This is a genomic window from Neobacillus sp. CF12, assembly GCF_030348765.1.
Taxonomy (GTDB): domain Bacteria; phylum Bacillota; class Bacilli; order Bacillales; family Cytobacillaceae; genus Neobacillus.
Map to the genome: position 1 here is coordinate 5,097,815 of NZ_JAUCEU010000007.1, position 24,169 is coordinate 5,121,983.

The window sequence follows — 24,169 nt, forward strand, 5'->3', positions numbered from 1 at the left end:
GACGACCAAAGCTAATTGGAGATAAAATTTAGTAAGATGGCTATTGTGTGTTATTGTCCAATAGCTTTTTTTATTTTCTTCATAGAAACTAACTTTTTTACTATAACTACTAAATGGGTAATCTTTCCCATTTGAGAACGGCATAAATTGAAGGTGAACAATTTTGGAACATATATTAGGACAAGAATGGGATATTGTCCCTGCGGGGGGCGCAACGGGAGAGGCCTTTTATGCTAGCTACAAAGACCAAAGGCTTTTCTTAAAACGCAATTCCTCTCCTTTTCTAGCGGTATTATCTGCAGAAGGAATCGTCCCAAAGCTTGTTTGGACAAAGCGATTGGAAAACGGAGATGTGATTACAGCACAGCAGTGGCTGCCTGGCCGAGAATTAAAGCACCATGACATGGATGATGAGCGCGTTGCGAGGATGCTTAGGAAGATTCATCGCTCTGAACCGATGGTAGGAATGCTGAGCCGGCTAGAGAAGCAGCCCTTACAACCAGAAACGATTTTTCAATCGGTTGTCGAGCAATTGGATGAAGAAGTGTTATCGTTACCTATTGTAAAAAAAACATTGAGTTTTCTATTAGATGAAGTAGCAAATGTCTATTGTGACGAGAAGGTAGTTTGTCATGGTGATGTCAACCATAACAACTGGCTGCTTACGGAAGACAACCAGTTGTATTTAATTGACTGGGATGGTGCAATGATAGCAGACCCGGCAATTGACCTTGGGATGCTGCTTTATTGGTATATTCCAGAAAGTAATTGGACTAACTGGTTAGCCATGTATGGAAAACCGTTAACAGAAAACTTAAAACTGAGAATGAGATGGTATGTTGCACTTCAAACCCTTTCGTCAATTCAATTTTACAAAGACAAAGATCGGTTAGAGGAAACGGATAAATGGATTGCATTTTTAGATGAGCTATTGTGATTTAGGAATAGGTATCAATATTTGAAACCCATTGTGATAAATTATTCTGATTAGAAAGAATATGCTCATCTAAGTCGGCTGTCCCGGCGCCTTGTTGACTGTAATTATATACGTCCTGCAAAATGCCTTTAACATTTTGATCGATCTGTGTATTAACCATCAGAGATTTTACTAATCGTTCCAATTGTTCACATTCGGAAACAGATCCACAGCAATCGGTTTGGTGATTATTTAATATATCCTTTAGTAATGATACTTGGTCCTGATGACTTAATGGCATGTTCGATGCACCCTTTCAAGTGAAATAAAAAAGAATTCACAGTTAGGTTGTGAATTCTTTTTTTGTTTATACATTCATGAGAAACCCCATAATTACCAATAATAAAAACAATATTCTTTTAGGAGTGGCAAAATGAGACTTAGGAATAAACCTTGGGCAAAGGATAGGATAGAAGCACACCCACAATATATTGTCGCTAATCCAGAAATACATAAAGGAAAGTGGCATGAAGTATTTCATAATGAACAGCCTATTCATATCGAGGTAGGAACGGGAAAAGGCCGTTTTATTACCGAAATGGCAAAGGCAAACCCTGATATTAATTATATGGGAATTGAGATTTATGATTCCGTTATCGTTGCTGCTTTAGATCGCTTAATTGAGGCAGATTTACCAAACTTAAGATTACTCAATATCGATGCAAGTAATTTAGATAAATATTTTGAAAAAAATGATGTTGACAGAGTCTATTTAAACTTTTCAGATCCATGGCCAAAGACACGTCATGAAAAAAGAAGATTAACGTACAAAGATTATTTAAAGCTTTATGAAAACATATTGGTTGATAAAGGAGAAATCCATTTTAAAACCGATAATCAAGGCTTGTTTGAATATTCATTAAAAAGTTTTTCTGAATATGGTTTATTATTAACTTTCCTTAGCCTTGATCTTCATAAAAGTAATTATGAAGGAAACATCATGACAGAGTATGAGCAAAAGTTTTCTGAAATGGGAAACCGAATTTACCGTTGTGAAGTAAAATATCAAAACTAATCTCGCAAGGACAGTCTATTCAAAAGACTGTCCTTTTTTTATATGATAAAATATTAACTATCAGGTCAAAGGGGGCAGGTTATGGAGTCTTTAAAAATAGGTACAGTTCAACTTACGTGGTTATCCGGTGGTGTAACAAACCTAGATGGTGGAGCAATGTTTGGAGTGGTTCCTAAACCGCTATGGTCGAAAAGGTACCCGCCTAATGACAATAATCAAATCGAACTTCCTACAGATCCTATCTTAATCCAAATGAATGGCAAGAATATATTGCTGGAAGCTGGACTTGGAAAAGGAAAATTATCGGAAAAACAACTTAGAAATTTTGGTGTAACAGCAGAATCTGACGTAGAGGGCTCTTTAAATAAACTAGGGCTAAATCCAGAGGATATCGATTATGTGTTAATGACTCATATGCACAACGATCATGTTGGTGGACTGACGAAATTGGAGAATGGGATTTATAAGTCAACCTTCCCAAAAGCCAAGATTGTTACCTCAACCATCGAATGGGAAGAAATGAGGAACCCGAATATACGCTCAAAAAGTACATATTGGAAAGAAAATTGGGAGCCAATTCAAACTCAGGTTATTCCTTTTGATGAAAAATGGAGTTTAGGTGCCATTAGTATGTTTCATACGGGTGGACATAGCAATGGACATTCTATCGTAATGATTGAGGATGAAGGAGAGATTGCCATTCATATGGCAGACTTAATGCCTACACATGCACATAAAAATCCATTATGGGTCATGGCTTATGACGACTATCCAATGGACTCTATTGCAGCAAAAGAAAAATGGGCTAATTATGTAATGGATAAGGACGTATGGTTTACATTTTACCATGATGCTTTCTATCGAGCAGTTAAATGGGGAACAGATGGGCAAATCGTAAACAGTATAAAGAGAGTTAAATAAGGTGACGATAAAAAAGCCGTACCTTTATGGATACGGTTTTTCGTTTATTATAGCTATCTTAAGTGGAGGCTTTAACATCTAAAAGGGTTCCGGTGGATGCGTCAGCAATAAATTCGAATTGTTCATTCACTCCATTATTACTTTTGGAAATTCCGCCCTTATAGACTTGATACTTGATTTGATGCTTTTCAAATGGCTCTGTTACCATATGTATCCAAGAGCCGCTAATAGGTCCGTTTTGATTAAATTGTTTTTTTACATTCTCCAAAACTTTTTCAGGTGAAACATATGTTTTTTGAGAAATAATTTCCTTTACAGCATAACCGCTGATTACTCCAACGGCGGCTCCAAGGATAAATGATTTCCAGTTCATAAGGCACCTCCTAAATTTCCAATTGCGTTTGTTTCCAGTATATCTCATTTACTTGAAAGAACATAATAAATTCTTCAGACAAATTTATTGATAGCAAGGAAAGAAAAATATCAGTAATATTAAATATATACATATAATTGAAAAACAACATTGAGGGGGAATTACTTTTGAATAAACAGACGTTAAATCTTTTTAAAACTCTAACAGAACTTCCAGGGGCACCAGGAAACGAACATTTAGTAAGAAATTTTATGAGAGAGCAATTATCTCAATATGCGGATGAAATTGTCCAAGATAAATTGGGGAGTATTTTTGGTGTCAAAAAAGGAAATCAGAATGGTCCAACGATCATGGTAGCTGGCCATATGGACGAAGTTGGTTTTATGGTAACTGCTATTACCGATAATGGGATGTTAAGATTTCAACCGCTCGGAGGCTGGTGGAGCCAGGTCTTACTGGCTCAGCGTGTTCAGGTAATGACAAATAATGGACCTGTAATTGGTGTTATAGGCTCAATCCCTCCCCATCTATTAGAGGACGCTCAGCGAAACAAGCCTATGGAAATGAAAAATATGTTAATTGATATCGGGGCAGACGATCGTAAAGATGCAGAAAACATTGGAATTAGACCTGGTCAGTCAATTCTGCCTATTTGCCCATTTACCCCTATGGCAAATGAAAAGAAAATACTTGCTAAAGCTTGGGATAATCGTTATGGCTGTGGTCTTGCGATTGAATTGCTTCAAGAAGTGAAAGATGAATCCTTACCGAATATTCTTTATTCCGGAGCAACCGTACAAGAAGAGGTAGGACTAAGAGGGGCTCAAACAGCCGCGAATATGATTAATCCAGATATCTTTTTTGCGTTAGATGCTAGTCCTGCTAACGATATGTCAGGAAGTAAATCCGAATTTGGTCAATTAGGTAAGGGAGCATTACTCCGTATTCTTGATCGATCAATGGTCACACATCGCGGAATGAGAGAATTCATTCTGGATACAGCAGAAACAAATCAGATACCTTACCAATACTTTGTTTCACAGGGTGGAACGGATGCAGGCCGTGTTCATCAATCCAATGAAGGTGTCCCAAGCGGTGTAATTGGCATTTGTTCACGGTACATTCATACACATGCTTCCATGATCCATGTTGATGACTATGCGGCAGCGAAAGAATTAATTGTAAAACTTGTAAAAGCATGTGACCAAACTACAGTAGATACCATTAAGGCAAACAGTTAAAGTACAGACGAGGAGGCATTAATTTGCCTTCTTTTTATTTGTAAAGGAGATCGATGGCGTAATGAAAATAATTATTGGTTCCAATAACCCTGCGAAGATTGCCGCAGTTAAAAATGCTTTTCACTATCAACAAACGGAGATTCTTTCGTTAGACATTCCTTCCGGGGTAAGAGAACAGCCATTTTCGGATGACGAGACAATTAAAGGGGCAATCAACCGTGCTGTTGGGGCATTAGAAATGGGTAATGGCGATATTGGAATTGGGCTTGAGGGAGGCGTACAAGAGTCAACTCAAGGTTTATTACTGTGTAATTGGGGTGCACTTGCTTCGAAAGAAAAGCCGCCTATTATTGCAGGGGGAGCTAGATTTCTTCTCCCACTTGAAATAGCAGACAGATTAAGAGCCGGTGAAGAACTTGGTCCGGTAATGGATGATTATGCAAAAAAGGCTAATGTTCGCAAGAATGAAGGGGCTGTTGGAATTTTCACAAATGGTTTAATTAATCGTTCAGAGATGTTTTCGCATATCATGAATCTTTTAGTTGGGCAATATCACTATCAAAGATCCATGAAGGATTAAATAGGGCATTTTCATCGAAATACTTCCTATTTCGACAACAATAATCGACAAAAGACTTGTCTTTTCAATATTATGGAAGGTATGATAGAGATAGGACATTTGTCGTTATAGGAGGCGAAGAAAACTGAAATTCTTTAATGCCATATTGATTATAACCTTATCTGTTGTGTTACTTAGTGCATGTGGAAATTCAAATTTCAAAGCAGAGAGTAAAGAAACAATTGATGTAGTAAAAGAAGCACTAAATGAAAAGGCAAAAAAGCCAAATGAAAAAGGTGGAGATATTAACTTTTATTTGCCCTTTGGTTATGAAATTGAAGAAGAATCTCCCAATAATATTCTTTTAAAAAATGGATCGAAACAATATATTCTTTTTAATAACCCACAAGAAAATAAAGTAAGTGATGTTGTTTATAAATCAACTGTTGCACAAAATAAAGACCTAGAGATTAATGAACAATTTAAGGATAGTAAACAATTTGGTTATTTAATTATCAAGAAACTCGAAGAAGATATGAATGAAATGACAATTGGTATTGGCGGAACTAAGATTACTACATTGATTAAAACGAGCAGTTTAAAAAATGAAGCGGCAGTGATGACGGAAATCGTTAAATCTGTTGTAAATGATAAATAATTGGAGGTATTCGTGTGAAGAATTTAGCATCGATGGAGCAATTTGAACAACTCCGTGATGGAGGGAAAACGATTTTTATGTTCTCTGCAAACTGGTGTCCAGATTGTCGAATTATTGAACCATTTCTCCCAGATATAGAAACAAAGTACAGCCAATTTACTTTTATCCATGTTGATAGAGATCAGTTTATCGATTTATGCCAACAGTTAGATGTATACGGTATTCCAAGTTTTATCGCATTTGAAAATGGTGAAGAGATCGGTCGTTTTGTAAGCAAAGATAGGAAAACACAAGAGGAAATTGAAGAATTTATTACCGGTCTTAAATAATTACCTCAAAAACCTCCATCTTCTTTTGAGATGGTGGTTTTTTCATGTACAATGAAAGTGGTTTGGAGGGATTTTGATGAAAATGGATAGTATTAAAATGAAAAGAGAATTAGAAGCACGCTTAGCGAATGTTGAAAGGCTAATCACTTATGATCGAGAAAAGGATCAACTGCGAATTGAAAATAAAGCCCTTGGTAAAGGAATCACTATTACTTTAGGTGGTATTGTGGCTAAGTGGCATACTGAGAAAGATAAGGCCATTGATGAAGTGGTTTATTATGTGGAAGAGGGACTCAGGGCTATGACAGACCAAGTCCAGTTAACGGACCATGAGAAAAAGATTTTCCCCGTTATACGCTCCACTTCTTTCCCGATTGAAGCGGAGGAAGGTGTTCCGTTCTTAACAGAGGAGCATACAGCAGAAACAAAAATATTTTATGCTTATGACATGGGAAACACTTACCGATTAATTGATTCGAGAATCATGGAAAAAGAAGGATGGCGGGAAAGCCGTATTAAAGAAATTGCCTTATTTAATGTCAGGTCTTTAAAGACATCATTAAAAGAAGATCAAGTAGCAGGCAACACTTTTTATTTCCTAAATTCAAATGATGGTTATGACGCTAGCAGGATATTAAATAAAGGCTTTTTAAATGATATGAAGAAAAAAATAACAGGGACAATGGTCCTGGCAGTTCCACACCAGGATGTTTTAATTATAGCTGATATTCAAAACAATACAGGGTATGATGTTTTGGCACAAATGGCAATGAGCTTCTTTGCAAATGGACGTGTGCCAATAACGGCCTTATCTTTCTTGTATGAGGATGGAGAACTAGAGCCGATTTTTATTTTAGGAAAAACACGGAATCAGGATGAAAAAGGATCACGGTAAGTGGTCTTTTTTACTTATTCTAAGATTTTTTGTCGAAAAATTAATATTACCTGTTAAAATAGAGTGATAGAAACAGTAGAAAGAGTGATAGTTTTGAGTTGGATCCAAAACTTTTTTCAAAGGTTTATAAAGGACAATGAGGATGAATATGCTGAATATGACATACATAACAAGCAACTGGAGAGGTCATTGCCTCATAAGATAATGGAGGAGGGACGCCATCTAGATACAAAAATTTCATATCAGTATCCAAAAGGTCAACTGCATTTCAAATTGAAACCAGAAGTTCCAATCGTGAAATCAGAAAAACCACACCGACAAAAGAGGGTAGAGCAACGTACTGAAATAAGAAGTTCGGAAGCAAAGAATACTCAGGTAAATAAGAAAATTACGCCTCCGATAAATAAAAAACCGTTCCGTCTGACCGAAATTCCTTCACCTATTTATGGGTTTAGCAGACCCGTTAGACAATTAGACGAAATTGTCGAGCATGAGTTAAGCCATATTCTAGATGATGAAACTGAAACGTTACAGGTTTCTAGTAACGAGGCATCGGAGCAAGAGATCCTAACGGAAGTTGAAATAGCCGCTTCTGAAACAGCAGTTGCCATATCAGAAGTGATTGTGGAAAGTGAAGAGTCCCCAGTAGTTGAATCGAAGGAAGAACAAACGCAGGATTCTAGAGAGCCGCACAGCCGAAAACGATCTCATCTTCCTTTCAATGTGATGATGCTAAAACAGGATAAATTAAAATGGGAAGAAAGAAAAAAAAGAAGAACTTTACCCGATGAAAGAGTAAAGGTTCATAAAGATATTGCTGAAGCGAAGTTAAAAACAGAGCATCTCGAAACAAAAGAGGAAATTAAACTAAGTAACTCAATTGAGGATGTAATAACAGAAGCGCTGCAAAGGATTCAAACTGATACCAAGGCTGAACCAGTATCTAACAACATTGTGGCAAAAGATGAAGTCCCAAGAGATTTAGGGCCAAATTCATATGTATTTCCTAAAATGGACTTGTTAAAACCCCCTGTTATTGTTGAAGATGATACGGAATGGTTATTGTACCAAGAGGAGCTTTTAAACCAAACCCTGCAGAATTTTAATGTCGGTGCAAGTGTTGTGAATGTAACGCAAGGACCAGCTGTTACTCGGTTTGAAGTTCAACCGGAGCCTGGGGTTAAAGTAAACAAAATTACAAATCTAAGTGATGATATAAAATTAAGTCTTGCAGCCAGAGACATTCGAATTGAGGCGCCAATTCCAGGTAAACATACGATTGGCATTGAAGTACCAAATCAAAAATCACGCCCTGTATTAATCAATGAAATTCTTCAAAGCCCAGTTTTCCTTGAGTCACCGTCTCCATTAACAGCTATACTTGGTCTCGATATTTCTGGGAAGCCAATTGTTACAGATTTAAAGAAAATGCCTCATGGGTTAATAGCTGGTGCTACTGGTTCTGGGAAGAGTGTTTGTATTAACACCATCTTAGTAAGTTTATTGTTTAAAGCAAGTCCAGAAGATTTAAAGTTATTATTAATTGATCCAAAAATGGTAGAGCTTGCTCCCTATAATCGAATTCCTCATCTGGTTAGTCCGGTAATAACCGATGTAAAGGCAGCAACTGCAGCCTTAAAATGGGCTGTGGATGAAATGGAAAGACGTTATGAGCTATTTGCTCATACGGGAGTTCGCGACATCAATCGATTTAATGAACTTGCAGTAAAGCATAAACAATATAGTGATAAACTGCCGTTTATTGTGATTATCATCGATGAATTAGCAGATTTAATGATGATGTCACCCGCGGATGTTGAAGAAGCTATTTGTAGAATTGCCCAGAAAGCACGAGCATGTGGAATTCATTTAATTGTAGCGACACAAAGACCTTCAGTCGATGTTATTACTGGGTTAATTAAAGCCAACATCCCGACACGGGTTGCCTTTTCTGTTTCTTCACAGGTGGATTCTCGAACCATTATTGATATAAGTGGTGCTGAAAAATTACTCGGTCGTGGTGATATGCTCTTTTTAGAAAATGGATCTTCCAAGCCTGTTCGTCTACAAGGAACCTTTGTGTCTGATGAGGAAATTGATCTTGTGGTCGGGCATGTAAGAGAGCAGCGCGAGCCTGAATACTTGTTCGAACAAGAGGAACTATTAAAAAAGGCACAGATTACTGAAGATGAAGATGAACTCTTTTATGAAGCTTGTGAGTTTATTATTGAACAGGGTCTGGCTTCCACCTCTAGTTTACAGAGGAGATTTAAAATCGGATATAACCGTGCAGCAAGGCTGATGGATATGCTCGAATCCAATGGTTTTATCACAAGTGCAAATGGCAGCAAGCCTAGAGAAGTATTGATTACAGAGTCAGACTTGGAGTCCTTGCAAGATACTGGTACAATAAATTAATCTCTAGTCTACTTCATAGCATAAGAAAATATTAAGTCTTGATGTATCAAATAGTTTTTATTGATAAACAATGTTATAATACTTAAATGTGATTACCCTATAGACTTTTATTCATTATCGAGTTAAAGTGTTAACAATTAGCATTTCAAGATAGATGTCATATACTGTTTTACAGATAGACGTTGGTTGGAGGTTCTTTATATGACTATTTACCATTTTGTAGGTATAAAGGGGTCAGGAATGAGTGCATTAGCACAAGTTCTCCATGATATGAAATTCGATGTACAAGGCTCCGATGTCGAAAAGCGCTTTTTTACTCAACTGGCCCTTGAACAATCCGGAATAAAGATTCTCCCCTTTCAAAAAGAAAACATTAAACCGGGGATGACTATTATTGCTGGTAATGCATTTCCTGATTCACATGAGGAAATTCAAGAGGCTATGAAGCTCGGATTACCAATTGTTCGTTACCACCGTTTCTTAGGCGATTTTATGCAAAATTTTACAAGTGTGGCCATTACGGGAGCACACGGTAAAACGTCTACAACCGGACTGCTTGCTCATGTTATTAAGGGGGCAAAGCCGACTTCGTTTTTAATTGGTGACGGTACTGGTAAGGGCGAAGAAGGCTCTAAATATTTTGTTTTCGAAGCATGTGAATATAGAAGACACTTTTTGTCCTATTTTCCCGATTATGCAATCATGACAAATATTGATTTCGATCACCCAGATTATTTTGCTAATATTGATGATGTATTTTCAGCATTCCAAGAAATGGCCGTTCAAGTTAAGAAGGGGATATTTGCTTACGGGGATGATGAACAACTTCAAAAGATTCAGGCAAAGGTTCCAGTATTGTTCTATGGTTTTGATGAAGAGAATGATTATCAAGCTAAAAATCTTGTGAAAGCCACAAGTGGGACCACCTTTGATGTTTTTATTCGTAATACATTCTATGATACATTTACCATCCCTACATTTGGTGAGCACAGTGTTCTAAATGCGCTTGCGGTCATTGGGTTATGTCATTACGAAGAAATTGATGTTTCAATTGTTAAGGAACAATTGAACAGCTTCCAAGGTGTGAAAAGAAGATTCACTGAGAAACAAATTGGCTCACAAATTTTAATTGATGATTATGCACATCATCCGACAGAAATTAAAGCTACTATTGATGCGGCCAATCAAAAATATCCTGATCGTGAAATTGTAGCAGTATTTCAGCCACATACTTTTTCTCGTACGCAGGCTTTTCTTGAGGACTTTGCTAAAAGCTTGAGACTTGCGGATAAGACTTATTTATGTGAAATCTTTGGTTCTGCACGAGAAAACCATGGAAAACTGACGATTAACGACTTGCAAAAGAGAATCGAAGGTGCTGAAATCCTGTTAGAAGAGAATACTACTCTGCTTGAGAAACATAAAAATAGTGTAATTATTTTTATGGGTGCAGGAGATATTCAGAAATTCCAGGAATCGTATGAAAATCAGTTAACGTTATAACAAAAAAGGATGCCCGTAACCAAACGGACATCCTTTTTATTTGACTGTGTTTAACTTGTCTGTTGATTTCCACTCCAGGCACTTCGCTTTCCGCGGGCGGTCCGGGGAGCCTCCTCGGCGCTTTAGCGCCTGTGGGGTCTCCCCTGCCCCGTCCTCCCGCAGGACATTGATTTTCCTCTTTGAATTCTCCCACGCACGAAGAAAATGCGATAGCATTTTCGAGGAGTCTTCGTGCCTTCCGCTCCAATCAACAGAGTGCCAAAATTAATAATTCCTATAACACAGCCAACTATTTTAGGTTTTCAGGGTTTAAGCCTTCTAGTTCAGGAATAACAAAAAGTCCATCTTTACGAATGAGTACATCGTCGAAGTAGATTTCTCCTCCGCCATATTCCGGACGTTGAATATTTACCATATCCCAATGAATGTTGGAGTGGTTTCCGTTAAATGCCTCATCGTAACATTGACCAGGAGTGAAGTGGAAACTGCCAGCGATTTTTTCATCAAATAAAATATCTTGCATTGGGGTTAAAATATATGGATTTACACCGATGGCAAATTCTCCGACATAGCGTGCACCCTCATCTGTATCAAATATTTTATTGATACGTTCTGTATCATTAGCAGTTGCCTCAACTATTTTCCCATCTTTAAAGGTTAGTTTTACATTTTCAAAAGTAAACCCATGGTAAGGGGATGGGGTGTTATAGGTAATAACTCCATTTACTGAATCCCGTACGGGTGCACTGTAAACCTCCCCGTCTGGGATATTCGCATGGCCAGCACACTTAATAGCAGGAATATCCTTAATGGAGAAGCTAAGATCTGTCCCAGGACCAGTAAGACGAACCTTGTCTGTCCGGTTCATTAATTCGACAAGGCTATCCATGGCTTTATTCATTTTGCCATAATCCAAATTACAAACATCAAAATAGAAGTCCTCGAATGCTTCAGTGCTCATTTTAGCTAACTGAGCCATGTTTGATGTTGGATAGCGAAGAACCACCCATTTTGTTTTCGGAACACGGATGTCGCGATGAACCTTTTTCCCAATTGTATTTCCGTGAATCTTCATCTTATCGTCTGGCACATCTGCCTGCTCGTTAATGTTATCACCAGAACGAAGACCTATGTATGCATCCATTTTGCTCATAACATTTGCTTCAAAATCAGCCATCATGTTAAATTGCTCATCCTCGGCCCCAAGAAGTAATGCACGATCTACTTGTTGATCTTTCAAAAGTACAAATGGATATCCACCAGCAAGATAGGCTTCCTTAACAAGTGCAGTAACAAGCTCGCGCTGCAGGCCAAAGTTCTCGATTAATACCTTTTCACCTTTTTGTAGCTCTACAGAGTAGTTAATTAAATTTTTAGCTAGCTTTTCAATACGTGGATCTTTCATGTTATTGTAAACCTCCAACGAAAAAAGTAATAATACATTATTTATTGTAACCGAATTCATTCGTAAAGTGATAAAATTTCAACTTAAGAGTAAAACGTATTGTAATCATTAGCAGGAAAATGAGACAATTATCTTGAAGTAGTATTAAGATACCTATTAACGTTTAATAAGGCAATAGATAGGTAATACATAATGGTATATATGCGGAGGTAAAAACGAATGGAAATTATTTTATACTTAAGCGTCGCATTGGTTGCGATTGCGTTTTTGGTGCTAGTTATTTACCTAGCCAAGACACTTAAATCACTTCAAGGAACTCTTTCTAGTGTATCAAGTACGTTAATTGGGTTAGAAAAACAGTTGGATGGAGTGACTAAAGAGACGACAGAACTCTTACAAAAGACCAATGCTCTTGCTGATGACATTCAAGAGAAGTCACAGAATCTAACCAGTGTGATTACTGCTGTAAAAGATGTTGGAACAACAGTCAATAAATTTAATGGTACTTTAAAAAATTTAACGCAATCATTTGATGTGCAAGTAGAAGAAAATAAAGAAAAAATCTCGCAAATTGTGCAATGGGGTAATGTTTTCCTTGAACTAAAAGATAAGTGGACTGCTAAGAAGCAAGAAAAAAACCAAGGTAGTGCTGAAGAAATTAGAAGAGTTAGATCAAGATAGTATGTTATTTAAATAAGGGAGGAATCCATTATGAGTGAAACGAGAGAAGTAAAAAGTGAGCAAACGTCGAGTAGTTTTTTGCTTGGGGCACTTATCGGCGGATTAGTGGGTGCTGCGGCTGCAATCTTTTTAGCCCCCAAATCGGGAAAGGAACTTCGAAGTACACTTAACAATCAAGCGGGGACACTTAAGGAAAAGACGGTCCAACTAATGAATAAGACAAAGACACCAGCAGATGTAGAAGAAGATCACTATATCCCGATAGGTGGAGTGCCAAAATCGAATACAGAAGGTTCTGTGGATGAACTTTCAATAAGGAAAAAACTAGAAGAAGCAAAAAAAGCGTTTGAAGAGGAAGAATACAAAGTAACACATTAAGAGTTTTCAACTAACTAATCGAAATATTTGTATCAAAAACGGTGAAGTGATAGAATGACTTCACCGTTTATAATTTTGGAGGATAGAATGATGCTAAATAAAATTGATACATTAGACCAATTAGAAGATTTATTGAAACAAGAGGACAAATTTTTTCTTTTAAAACATAGTTTAACATGTCCAATTAGCCACGCTGCTTATCAGGAATATCAAAAGTATGCAGAAGGAAATCAAGGCGTACCAACCTATTATCTTGCGGTCCAAGAGGCACGGCCATTATCCAATGAAATTGCTGAAAAGTTTGAAATTAAGCATGAATCTCCACAGGCTCTGCTTTTTAAAGATGGTAAGGCAGTTTGGAATGCATCACATTGGAAGATTACAAATCGTTCTTTAGCAACTGCATTAAGTGAAAATATTTAGGCAACATATGAATATTTGAGCATAGAATGGATTATTAAACATCTTACTTTAGTGCTTAAAAGCGTTTAATCGTTAAAGAGTTATTTCGTGACAAAATGGAACTTATTAGATATAATTAGCCTAATTATTGAATAATTAAAAAATTTACTAATAAGGGAGCTAGCTGACAGCATTGAGCTATGATCTTTTTGATTCTGTCATGCTATTGAAAGGACGGGGACAACGAATGAGCAAGAGTAATTTGGAACTATTAAGGACACGTGTCGATGATCTTAACTTAGAATTGTTGAAACTAATTAATGAAAGAGCTCAACTTGTCCAAGAGATTGGGAAAGCTAAGGAAAGTCAAGGTGTTTACAAATACGATCCTGTTCGTGAAAGAAAAATGCTTGATGTAATTAAAGAGCATAATGATGGTCCATTTGATAATGCAACGATTGACCATTTATTTAAGGAAATTTTTAAAGCTGGCTTAGATTTGCAAAAAGATGACCATCAAAAGGCGCTTCTAGTCTCTAGAAAAAAGAAGCCTGAAAATACAATTGTAAATTTAAAGGGTGAAACCGTCGGTGATGGTAAGCAGCATTTTGTTTTTGGCCCATGTGCAGTAGAATCTTATGAGCAAGTTGCGACAGTTGCGAAAGCAATGAAAGAAAAAGGTTTAAAACTGCTACGTGGCGGTGCCTATAAGCCAAGAACATCTCCTTATGATTTCCAAGGTTTAGGGGTTGAAGGGTTAAAAATCTTAAAACGTGTAGCAGATGAGTATGATATGGCAGTTATCAGCGAAATCGTAAATCCAGCTGATATTGAGATGGCTATGGATTATATCGATGTGATCCAAATTGGTGCCCGCAACATGCAAAACTTCGAGCTATTAAAAGCTGCAGGTGCAGTTAATAAGCCTGTCCTTTTAAAACGCGGTATTGCTGCTACCATCGAAGAATTTATTAATGCTGCAGAATATATTATGGCACAAGGAAATGGCCAAATTATTCTTTGTGAACGTGGTATTCGAACGTACGAACGGGCAACAAGAAATACACTTGATATTTCTGCTGTACCGATTCTTAAGCAAGAAACACATTTACCTGTAATGGTGGACGTTACACATTCAACTGGTCGAAGAGATTTACTTCTTCCTGCTGCAAAAGCAGCACTTGCGATTGGTGCAGATGGGGTTATGGCTGAAGTACACCCAGATCCTGCGGTAGCACTATCCGATGCTCAACAGCAAATGAATCTCGATCAGTTTAATACATTCTACAGTGAACTGCTTGCATCGAACCTCGTTAGAATTTAAATAAGAGGAAGACCTTCTGCAACCTTTGCAGAAGGTTTTTTAATATTAAGCTGTGTTAAAGGATACTATTGATTTAAGAACCTGTTGATTGGAGCGGAATGCGCTTGACTCCTTCGGGATGAACGAGCGCCGTGAGACCCCGCAGGTCGGAACGACTGAGGAGGCTCACGGGCGAGCCCGCGGAAAGCACAGCGCCTCGTGACAGGCAAAAAACAGCCTGTCACTGCGGTGAATATTCAAATTCCTTAGTGGAGCGCAAAACAACAGCCTGAATTAACACAGCCTATTATTAAATAATGAAAATTTGTGAAAATGAGAACAAATATCATTGCGACTTGGTGGTTCTTATCGTATGATTAAATACATATGAAAGTTTGTATATTTTCTCACAAGCAGAAATGCGGAGGCGCCTTGGTCAGCCCCGACAGGCTACTTGCGGGCCTATGGGTGAAGTCGTGCTTTTTGACTTCATCTGCAGGACCGAAGTGACCTCGAGGGGCTAGGCGCTGGAGCTAGACAAAAAATGACTAAATTGATGAAAAATGTTGTAAAATAAAGAAAATACGTAGCGTGTTTAAGGAGAGTGTTAAACGTGAATATTACAATTTATGATGTTGCCCGGGAAGCAAATGTTTCGATGGCAACCGTTTCACGTGTGGTCAATGGAAATCCAAATGTAAAGCCTGTTACTCGAAAAAAAGTTTTAGAAGTAATTGATAGACTTGGTTACCGTCCAAATGCAGTAGCTAGAGGATTAGCTAGTAAAAAGACAACAACAGTTGGGGTGGTTATTCCCGACATTTCAAACATCTTTTTTGCAGAATTAGCACGTGGAATCGAAGATATCGCAACGATGTATAAGTACAATATTATTTTAAGCAATTCCGATCAAAACAAAGAGAAAGAATTACACTTATTAAATACAATGCTTGGAAAACAAGTGGATGGTATTGTTTTTATGAGTGGAAATATTACAGAAGAACATGTGGTGGAATTTGGAAAGTCCCCAGTTCCAATTGTTTTAGCTGGATCTATTGAAGAATCTGAGCAAATTCCTTCTGTTAATATTGATTATGAGCAAGCTGTTTATGACTCAGTAAAGGAATTTATTGATAAAGGCCATAAGCAAATAGCATTTGTAGTGGGACCATTACAAGAGCCAAGAAATCTCCACAAAAAGCTCAAAGGATATCAGCGAGCACTTGCCGATGGAGGATTAGATTTTAATGAGTCACTTATTGTAGAAGGTGACTACACCTATGACTCTGGCCTAGAAGCATTTGACAAATTATTAGAAGCTCCTAATAGACCAACTGCAATTTTGGTTGGGTCAGATGAAATGGCACTTGGTGTCGTACATGGTGCCGAGGATAAAGGATATAAAATTCCTGAAGACTTCGAAGTGATCACATCAGATAATACAAGACTTTCATTAATGGTTCGTCCGCAGCTGACCACAATCGTTCAGCCTTTATACGATATCGGAGCTGTGGCTATGCGTTTACTTACAAAATTAATGAACAAAGAAGAAGTAGAGGAACAAACTGTTGTTCTACCACACCGCATCGAGCACCGTCAATCAACTAATTAATTAGAAAAGCAGAAGCGCCTTGACGCTGGAGCTAGACAAAATAAAGAAAGGAAGCGCATCTTGTCTATGCGCTTCCTTGTTTTTTAATCTTCCATTGTTGATAGGTCACCTGTTGGCAGGTTAAGTTCCCATGCCTTTAAGACACGTCGCATAATCTTACCACTTCTTGTTTTCGGAAGTTTTTCGCGGAAATCTATTTCTCTAGGTGCAGCGTGTGCGGCAAGTCCTTTTTTAACAAATAATCGAATCTCTTCCTTAAGTTCATCTGATGGTACATAGCCGTCTCGTAAGGCAATGAAAGCTTTAATAATTTCCCCCCGTACAGGGTCTGGCTTACCAATTACTCCAGCCTCAGCAATAGCAGGATGCTCCACAAGCTTGCTTTCCACTTCAAATGGTCCAACGCGTTCACCAGAGGTCATAATAACATCGTCCACTCGTCCTTGGAACCAGAAGTACCCATCCTCATCCATATAGGCAGAATCGCCGGAAAAATACCATCCGCTTGGCATAAAATAGGACTCATATTTTTCACGATTATTCCAAATCGTATGCATCATGGAAGGCCAGCCCTTCTTAATAGCAAGATTGCCCATACGATAAGGTGGAAGTTCATTGCCTTGATCATCGACAATCGCGGCCACAACACCTGGAATCGGTTTACCCATTGAACCTGGCTTTATTTCCATGCATGGATAGTTACTGATAAGCTGTGCTCCTGTTTCCGTCATCCACCAGTTATCATGGATTCTTTTGTTAAAGACCTTAACTCCCCACTTTACTACCTCAGGGTTTAAAGGCTCCCCAACACTAAGGACATGACGAAGGCTGCTTAAATTGTATTTCTTAACAATTTCATCTCCAGCACCCATTAACATCCTGAAAGCAGTTGGTGCACTATACCATACGGTTACACCAAAATCTTCTATCATTTTGTACCATGTATCAGGACTAAAACGTCCACCAACAATAACGTTGGACGTCCCTGTTAACCATGGTCCAAAAATACCATAAGATGTTCCTGTAACCCAGCCTGGGTCAGCGGTACACCAATAAACATCTTCTTCTTTCAAATCTAATACCCATTTGGCTGTTTGATAATGCTGGATCATAGCATTATGTACGTGCAATACTCCTTTAGGTTTGCCGGTGGAACCTGAAGTATAGTGAAGAATGAGCCCATCCGTACGGTCAACCCATTCAATTCTCAACTGATTGTTTGCTGTCTCAAATTTTTTCATAAAGTCAACGTATGGCCCTTGTTCTTCAATGTTTTGACCAACAAGGAAAATGTGCTTTAATGCTGGCAGTTCTTCAACAGGTACACGCTCCAATAGTTCAGGTGTAGTTACTAGGACTTTTGCTTCGCTATCCTGTAAACGATCCCGAACAGCACCTTCCATGAAAGCTTCAAATAATGGACCAACAATTGCCCCAAGCTTAATTGCACCTAACACAGTAAAATAAAGTTCTGGTGACCGAGGCATAAAAATAAATACACGGTCTCCTTTTTCTACATCTCCATATGTTTTTAAGACATTCCCAGCTTTATTTGAAAGCTCTTTCATTTCTTTGAAGGTGTATTTTTCATTTCTAGAATTATCACGATAATAAAGGGCTACCTTGTTTTTTCGGAAGGTTTCAGCATGACGGTCAATTGCCTCATACGCCAAATTAACGAGACCTGTTTCATGCCAAGAGAATTCCTTTTCTGTCTCTTCCCAGCTGAAGCTCTTATATTTCTCTTCATAATTTTCTAGATTATGCTCACCATGCATAACCGGCAGCTTTTCCACTTTCATTCCATTTCCCCCTTATGCTAGTATGAGATAATTATAGTACAAATAGTAACTATTCTCAATTTTAAAAAAGTTTTATCTTTTTCAGTAATTTGTCACATAGTTTTCTAACTTAACAGAAAATTATGAGAAGGTGCTAAAATATGATAGAAATTATGTATAATAGAGTTGATATGCGAATGATTTTTTCAGGTGGTGTAGGGATGGAACACAAAAAGACGTACAATGCGAAAGAATTAAAAACTCCGCATGGAAACATAATTATCGAAGGGCCAATTACCTCAGATAAGCTTGCAGGCTATGAATTTCACGAACATCTTACCGCTTTTCGTCCCCCAGAACAGCAGCATCAAGCTTTAATTGGGATTGCACAACTAGAAGAGGGAAGAATTATTATCGCAAGGCTTCACCATACCATTGTTGGCTATGTGACATATCTGTTTCCAGATCCTCTTGAAAGATGGTCTGAAGACAAAATGGATAATCTAATTGAATTAGGCGCCATTGAGGTAATTCCACAATTTAGAGGCTGCGCTGTCGGCAAAAATCTCCTCACCGTTACAATGATGGATGATGCTATGGAGGATTACTTAATTATAACAACAGAATATTATTGGCATTGGGATTTAAAAGGAACAGGGTTAAATGTTTGGGAGTATCGGAAAATCATGGAGAAAATGATGAATGCGGGCGGACTCCAATGGTATGCAACGGATGATCCAGAAATATGTTCACACCCTGCTAATTGTCTAATGGCTAGAATTGGAAAAAGGGTGGATATGGAAACAATCCAACGGTTTGACCGTCTGAGATTTATGAACCGATTTATGTATTGATCGGAATTACACCTGAAATTTAATTAGAAAATTGAGGGGGTCATTTGGATGATAGTAGAAGAAATAATGAAAACAGAAATATTTACGGTTACTCCAACTGTTTCAATTGCGGACACAATGCGGTTAATGGAAGCAAAAAAAATTAGGCACGTCCCTGTTATAAACGACGAGCAGCAGCTTGTTGGCATTGTAACTCTGTCTGATATACGTGAAGCGGCCCCGTCTATATTTCGTGCTAATGAGCATTTGGAGGATTTACAAAAACCTATTGATTCCATCATGAAGAAGGATGTTATCACAGGACATCCGCTCGATTTTGTTGAGGAAATAGCAGCAGTGTTTTATGAGCATAAAATTGGCTGCCTGCCAATTACAAACGATCAAAAACTCGTTGGAATTGTTACGGAAACAGACCTTTTGAGAACACTTGTTGAGTTGACTGGCGCCCACCAACCTGGCTCTCAAATTGAAATAAGAGTACCAAATCTTGCAGGAAAGCTTAGTGATATTACAACTATTATTAAAAGTAGAAAAGCGAATATTCTGAGCGTACTTGTATATCCGGATAAAAAAGATGACCAATTCAAAATACTGGTTATAAGATTGCAAACGATGAATCCAACTGCACTTATACAGGATTTAAAACAATCGGGTCATGATGTTTTATGGCCTAATCTGCCAGGTGTTTCCCTATGACGGATTCATGTTCATTTGTATTTTCAGAAGAACTGTTGAAATATAAATTCAACAGTAATCATCCTTTTAATCAGTTCCGACTTAAACTTACAGTAGATTTGTTACATAAAATGAATGCACTTGACCCTCAGCAGATCATTCCTCCAAGACAGGCAACAGAAGAGGAACTTAGCCTTGTTCATGATCCAAGCTATATAGACGCTGTTAAGATGGCAGGGCATGGTCAGTTACCACAAACAGTGGCCGAAAACTATGGATTAGGGACGGAGGATACACCCATTTTCCCTAATATGCATGAAGCAAGCGCTTTATTAGTTGGAGGAACGCTAACCGCTGTCGATCAAGTTATGACAGGCAAAGCCCTGCACGCCCTTCATCTAGGGGGGGGACTTCATCATGGATTTCGAGGTAAAGCTTCTGGTTTCTGCATTTATAATGATAGTTCAGTAGCAATTAAATACTTGCAAAATAAATATAATGCCAGGGTTCTTTATGTTGATACGGATGCCCATCACGGGGATGGTGTTCAATGGTCCTTTTACGACGATCCGAATGTCTGTACCTTATCCATTCATGAAACCGGAAGATACTTGTTCCCCGGTACTGGAAATGTAAGCGAAAGAGGGCAAGGGAAGGGCTATGGTTATTCTTTCAATATTCCAGTAGATGCATTTACAGAGGATGAATCTTGGCTCCATGTTTATCGTCAATCACTGAAGGAAGTAGCTGAGTTTTTTAAACCAGATGTTATCCTGACTCAAAATGGAGTGGACTCTCATTATTATGACCCTTTAACCCATTTATCAGCTTCAATGAAAATTTATCGTGAAATCCCAAAACTTGCACATGAAATGGCGCATCAATATTGTGGAGGTAAATGGATTGCAGTCGGGGGCGGGGGCTATGATATTTGGAGAGTGGTTCCAAGGGCCTGGTCATTAATATGGATGGAGATGACTGAAAACTCAAACTGTTATGGAAGTTTACCTCAAGATTGGCTAGATTACTGGCAAGAGAAAGCACCAGTCAATCTTCCTGTGAATTGGGACGACCCTGATGATATGTATAAACCGATACCTAGAAAAGCAGAAATAACAGAAAAGAATCTACTGACACTCGAAAAAGCACTATATCCTATCAGAAATTATCAAAACTCTAAAAAATAAAGGAGCCTGGATATCCAAGCTCCTTATTTTTTATTAATCACTGTGTTGGCGGTGTACTGCCGACAACAACCGGATTTGAAGGTTGTGATTCCTTTCCAGCAATATCTACTGCGGTTACATAATAGGTGCCGTTTCCTGCATTAAAGGATAGACTAGAACCACTAATAATACTGCCGACTTTTGAATTCCCTTTATAAACTCGATACCCAACAACATCATTATCTGCTGGTGGTGACCAAATGAGATTGTTTCCTGAAAGTGATAAACTTACTCCATCAGGCCGTTTTCCGTTATCAACCATTTTATCGTTCGATACGAGGATATTGCCCCATCGAGCCATTTTAGGGATTAATTGACTTGTATTGCTAAAATTCTTTCCGACCATTTTTGCAATAAAGTCAGGATTTAGGATTACCCCTTGTTTAGCAAATTCTTTTGGCGTTGAATCTAAAGCTAGATATTTTTTATCGCCAATTTGCACATAGTTTCCTGCAATCAAGCTATCATCACGTTTCGTAGGTACATTGTCAGCATTAAAATAATCGCTATCAATTAAGCCAGCCTTAGAACAAGCATCTGAAGGCAGTAAGCCTGAAACAACGCAAAATGAGCGCTTTACAATACCTGCAGGTACAGGGAATGATTCAGCTGGACTGATTAACTCAGGTTTAATATCGTATGCTGCATTAATTAATTCAGCCCATAGATTGTTTGTTCTTTGTGAGTAGCGCATTCCACCGCTATTTAATGACTTTGGCGTATCATAGCCATTCCAGATTCCAAAAGTTACGTTTGGGTTGGTAGCCACAAACCAGTTGTCATGATATTCATGTCCTGTCCCTGTTTTACCTGCCCAATCTGCCCTAAATTTCAATTTACCTGGAATACCAGCAGCTGTACCACCACTTTCTAATACATCGCGCATCATATCAAGCGTTAAAAAAGCTGTCTGTGGTTTGAAAACATCGACTGGTTTTATTTCGTGCTGGTAAATGGTATTGCCATTTTTATCAACAATCTTTTCAATCATGTATGCATCAATAAATTTACCCTGATTTGCAAAGGTGGTAAAGGCATTGGTGTTTTCTTCAACTGTAACACCATTTGTCAGAGACCCTATTGCGGTTGATAAATTGGTATAATCATCACCTTTAAGTGAGGTAAAGCCCATTTTTTCAAGATATTTTGCTGGCTGCTGGTCAAGTATATCTTTATATAGCTTAACAGCTGGAATGTTATAAGATTTTTTTAGCGCATATCTTGCTGAAGTAATCCCGCTGTAACCCTTGTCATAATTGTTTGGCCATGGTCTCGAGATACTGGGCTCAAGTCTTAATGGTACATCCGGTAAAGGTGTACCAGGTGATGCTTTCCCCAATTCAATAGCCGGTCCATATACAAGTAGAGGCTTCATCGTAGAACCATTTTGTCGTACAGCACTAGTCGCATGGTTAAGCTCCTGTTTATTATGGTCACGTCCACCGACAAAACTGATGATTTTACCTGTCTTGTTCTCGATTAGCATCGCCCCGACTTCAACGGGTTCCATGACTGTAATTGTTTCCCCAGTTTCTGGATCAAGCTTCTGTTCTGCTTTATCAGGTCCGTAGTTAGGATAGTTATTCTTTACCACCTGGAAGGCATCATATATATCTTTGTTAATCGTGGTGTGGATTTCGTATCCATTTTGTCTTAAATTTTGTTTGGCTAATGTTTTATATTTATAGAAAAGATTTTCGTCTTCCGTTAAATCATTTTCTTCATAGCCATCGTTTTTCGCTAGAACATTGGTTAGTAAATCGATAGCCCGCTTTTCAATCTCAAATGATAAGTATGGATATTTTTCAAGTGGGTTTTCGCCTGCCGGAATAAAATCCTTGGTAATGTCATAAGCGGAGGCCTCAGCATATTGAGCTTCAGTGATATGACCGCCATTATACATTCTTTTTAGGACTGTTTTCATTCGAGTAAGACCAGGTTCTAAGTTGTTTTTCACTGTACCTTCTCTTGTGAATGGTGTATAACCAAAAGGACTCTGTGGTAAACCAGCAATAAAGGCTGCCTGTGGAAGGGTTAATTCGCTGGCACTTTTGCCAAATATGCCTTTTGCCGCTGCTTGAACTCCGCCAATATTCTTACCTGATGAGTTTCTGCCAAATGTCGAGACGTTTAAGTACGCTTCTAGGATTTCTTTTTTGCTAAAAAACTTCTCTAAACGAAGGGCAAGTAAGATTTCATTTGCCTTTCTCTCGAAGGAGACTTCATTCGTCAAGATTTGGTTTTTGATTAATTGCTGTGTTAAAGTACTGCCGCCTGATTGTACTGCAGAATTCGTTACTTCTTGGAATAGTGCTCTAAAAACGGCTTTAGGCACGACTCCTTTGTGTTTATAAAAATATTCATCTTCTGTTGCAATCACGGCTTTAACTAGAAAATCAGATACTTGATCGATTTTCACTTCTTCACGTTCAAGGTCTGTACGCAGTTTACCAAGATAGACATTGTCAGAAAAATATAAGTCCGATGTTTCCGTATAATTATAAATATCTTTCTTCATACTGTCATAAGACCGAACAGGTTCGTCCTTAACAAGCGAGGCAAAATATCCTGCGCCCACTCCACCTGCAAATGATCCCCCAAGGATAACAACAGTTAGTACCAGCAGCAATAGGTTCCAAAAGACCTGGTACGTAATACGTGCACTTTTTACTGTTCTTTTATGGGTAAACAAGTTGGTTATGGACTTCGCTCTCTCTATCCACGCTTGAAATTTATCATTCATAGAATCACCTCTTTTAAAATCACATATATTATAGCATATTGACGATTGTAAAAATGACAAACTTCTACATTTTTCTGATATTACCAGTTCGTGTTTGACAGTAGATACAAAGTATGGTAAAAATTCTATAAGTTATTAATTTAATAATCAAGCTATGAAGGGAATCTACTGTAGGTCTTCTATCCCTGTTTTTAGAGAGTCAGCGGCTGGTGAAAGCTGAC

General features: G+C 38.1%; 23 protein-coding genes and 1 other annotated feature (1 of these 24 only partly in view). Of the genes, 18 read left to right on the forward strand and 5 right to left on the reverse strand.

Going from position 1 to position 24,169, the window contains the following annotated elements; genetic code table 11:
* Positions 1-163 precede the first annotated feature (163 nt).
* Positions 164-937 carry a phosphotransferase family protein gene (locus QUG14_RS24330; protein WP_289343032.1) on the forward strand — a complete coding sequence of 258 codons (774 nt, stop codon included), beginning with the start codon at positions 164-166 and terminating at the stop codon, positions 935-937.
* A gap of 1 nt (position 938) precedes the next feature.
* On the opposite strand, the gene QUG14_RS24335 is transcribed toward QUG14_RS24330, so the two are convergent.
* Entirely contained in the window at positions 939-1,217 is a 279-nt protein-coding gene (locus tag QUG14_RS24335) for a YtzH-like family protein (protein ID WP_289343034.1), read from the reverse strand.
* Between the two features lie 132 nt (positions 1,218-1,349).
* On the opposite strand from QUG14_RS24335, the gene trmB reads away from it, so the two are divergent.
* Both trmB and QUG14_RS24345 read left to right on the forward strand, forming a co-directional pair.
* Positions 1,350-1,991, forward strand: a complete 642-nt coding sequence (gene trmB / locus QUG14_RS24340; protein WP_289343036.1) for a tRNA (guanosine(46)-N7)-methyltransferase TrmB — start codon at positions 1,350-1,352, stop codon at positions 1,989-1,991.
* 81 nt (positions 1,992-2,072) lie between these two features.
* A complete protein-coding gene (locus tag QUG14_RS24345) occupies positions 2,073-2,912 on the forward strand; it encodes a YtnP family quorum-quenching lactonase (protein WP_289343037.1) in 840 nt (279 codons plus the stop codon).
* Between the two features lie 58 nt (positions 2,913-2,970).
* Here the strand turns inward: QUG14_RS24345 and QUG14_RS24350 are convergent, their stop codons facing one another.
* Positions 2,971-3,285 carry a PepSY domain-containing protein gene (locus QUG14_RS24350; RefSeq protein ID WP_289343038.1) on the reverse strand — a complete coding sequence of 105 codons (315 nt, stop codon included), beginning with the start codon at positions 3,283-3,285 and terminating at the stop codon, positions 2,971-2,973.
* Positions 3,286-3,452: 167 nt separating this feature from the next.
* Here QUG14_RS24350 and QUG14_RS24355 point away from each other — a divergent pair, with 167 nt between their 5' ends.
* The 7 genes from QUG14_RS24355 (at position 3,453) to murC (ending at position 10,888) form a co-directional block, all read left to right on the forward strand.
* Positions 3,453-4,526 (forward strand): M42 family metallopeptidase, encoded by a 1,074-nt coding sequence (locus QUG14_RS24355; RefSeq protein ID WP_289343040.1) that lies wholly within the window; start codon positions 3,453-3,455, stop codon positions 4,524-4,526.
* A 61-nt stretch (positions 4,527-4,587) separates the two neighbouring features.
* On the forward strand, positions 4,588-5,106 hold the full coding sequence (locus QUG14_RS24360) for a DUF84 family protein (RefSeq protein WP_289343042.1): 519 nt from the start codon (positions 4,588-4,590) through the stop codon (positions 5,104-5,106).
* A gap of 145 nt (positions 5,107-5,251) precedes the next feature.
* Positions 5,252-5,743: a hypothetical protein gene (locus QUG14_RS24365; protein ID WP_289343043.1), complete on the forward strand. Its 492-nt coding sequence runs from the start codon at positions 5,252-5,254 to the stop codon at positions 5,741-5,743.
* Between the two features lie 14 nt (positions 5,744-5,757).
* Positions 5,758-6,072 (forward strand): thioredoxin family protein, encoded by a 315-nt coding sequence (locus QUG14_RS24370; RefSeq protein ID WP_289343044.1) that lies wholly within the window; start codon positions 5,758-5,760, stop codon positions 6,070-6,072.
* 82 nt (positions 6,073-6,154) lie between these two features.
* Positions 6,155-6,967: a DUF1444 domain-containing protein gene (locus QUG14_RS24375; RefSeq protein WP_289344225.1), complete on the forward strand. Its 813-nt coding sequence runs from the start codon at positions 6,155-6,157 to the stop codon at positions 6,965-6,967.
* Between the two features lie 93 nt (positions 6,968-7,060).
* On the forward strand, positions 7,061-9,385 hold the full coding sequence (locus QUG14_RS24380; protein WP_289343045.1) for a DNA translocase FtsK: 2,325 nt from the start codon (positions 7,061-7,063) through the stop codon (positions 9,383-9,385).
* A gap of 201 nt (positions 9,386-9,586) precedes the next feature.
* The gene (gene murC / locus QUG14_RS24385; RefSeq protein WP_289343046.1) at positions 9,587-10,888 is read left to right on the forward strand and encodes a UDP-N-acetylmuramate--L-alanine ligase; all 1,302 of its coding nucleotides are present in this window, start codon (positions 9,587-9,589) and stop codon (positions 10,886-10,888) included.
* Between the two features lie 289 nt (positions 10,889-11,177).
* Here the strand turns inward: murC and QUG14_RS24390 are convergent, their stop codons facing one another.
* A complete protein-coding gene (locus QUG14_RS24390; RefSeq protein WP_289343047.1) occupies positions 11,178-12,293 on the reverse strand; it encodes an aminopeptidase in 1,116 nt (371 codons plus the stop codon).
* 219 nt (positions 12,294-12,512) lie between these two features.
* Between QUG14_RS24390 and QUG14_RS24395 the strand changes: the two genes are divergently transcribed.
* From QUG14_RS24395 to ccpA, 5 genes are all read left to right on the forward strand, one after another.
* Positions 12,513-12,974 (forward strand): DUF948 domain-containing protein, encoded by a 462-nt coding sequence (locus tag QUG14_RS24395; protein ID WP_289343048.1) that lies wholly within the window; start codon positions 12,513-12,515, stop codon positions 12,972-12,974.
* 30 nt (positions 12,975-13,004) lie between these two features.
* Positions 13,005-13,352 carry a YtxH domain-containing protein gene (locus QUG14_RS24400; protein ID WP_289343049.1) on the forward strand — a complete coding sequence of 116 codons (348 nt, stop codon included), beginning with the start codon at positions 13,005-13,007 and terminating at the stop codon, positions 13,350-13,352.
* Positions 13,353-13,439: 87 nt separating this feature from the next.
* Positions 13,440-13,775 carry a bacillithiol system redox-active protein YtxJ gene (gene ytxJ, locus QUG14_RS24405; protein WP_289343051.1) on the forward strand — a complete coding sequence of 112 codons (336 nt, stop codon included), beginning with the start codon at positions 13,440-13,442 and terminating at the stop codon, positions 13,773-13,775.
* Between the two features lie 226 nt (positions 13,776-14,001).
* Positions 14,002-15,078 carry a bifunctional 3-deoxy-7-phosphoheptulonate synthase/chorismate mutase gene (locus QUG14_RS24410; RefSeq protein WP_289343053.1) on the forward strand — a complete coding sequence of 359 codons (1,077 nt, stop codon included), beginning with the start codon at positions 14,002-14,004 and terminating at the stop codon, positions 15,076-15,078.
* A gap of 592 nt (positions 15,079-15,670) precedes the next feature.
* Positions 15,671-16,669 carry a catabolite control protein A gene (gene ccpA, locus QUG14_RS24415; RefSeq protein WP_289343055.1) on the forward strand — a complete coding sequence of 333 codons (999 nt, stop codon included), beginning with the start codon at positions 15,671-15,673 and terminating at the stop codon, positions 16,667-16,669.
* 83 nt (positions 16,670-16,752) lie between these two features.
* On the opposite strand, the gene acsA is transcribed toward ccpA, so the two are convergent.
* Positions 16,753-18,471, reverse strand: coding sequence for an acetate--CoA ligase (gene acsA / locus QUG14_RS24420; protein ID WP_289343056.1), 1,719 nt, complete (start codon positions 18,469-18,471; stop codon positions 16,753-16,755).
* A gap of 200 nt (positions 18,472-18,671) precedes the next feature.
* On the opposite strand from acsA, the gene QUG14_RS24425 reads away from it, so the two are divergent.
* From QUG14_RS24425 to QUG14_RS24435, 3 genes are read left to right on the forward strand one after another with little or no spacing between them, the layout of a single operon-like run.
* Positions 18,672-19,304 carry a GNAT family N-acetyltransferase gene (locus QUG14_RS24425; RefSeq protein ID WP_289343057.1) on the forward strand — a complete coding sequence of 211 codons (633 nt, stop codon included), beginning with the start codon at positions 18,672-18,674 and terminating at the stop codon, positions 19,302-19,304.
* A gap of 48 nt (positions 19,305-19,352) precedes the next feature.
* Positions 19,353-20,000: an acetoin utilization AcuB family protein gene (locus tag QUG14_RS24430; protein WP_289343058.1), complete on the forward strand. Its 648-nt coding sequence runs from the start codon at positions 19,353-19,355 to the stop codon at positions 19,998-20,000.
* A complete protein-coding gene (locus QUG14_RS24435) occupies positions 19,997-21,166 on the forward strand; it encodes an acetoin utilization protein AcuC (RefSeq protein ID WP_289343059.1) in 1,170 nt (389 codons plus the stop codon). Before QUG14_RS24430 ends, QUG14_RS24435 begins: the two co-directional genes overlap by 4 nt.
* A gap of 37 nt (positions 21,167-21,203) precedes the next feature.
* On the opposite strand, the gene QUG14_RS24440 is transcribed toward QUG14_RS24435, so the two are convergent.
* Entirely contained in the window at positions 21,204-23,948 is a 2,745-nt protein-coding gene (locus tag QUG14_RS24440; RefSeq protein WP_289343060.1) for a transglycosylase domain-containing protein, read from the reverse strand.
* A gap of 145 nt (positions 23,949-24,093) precedes the next feature.
* Positions 24,094-24,169, forward strand: a binding site (T-box leader); it runs 140 nt beyond the window's last position.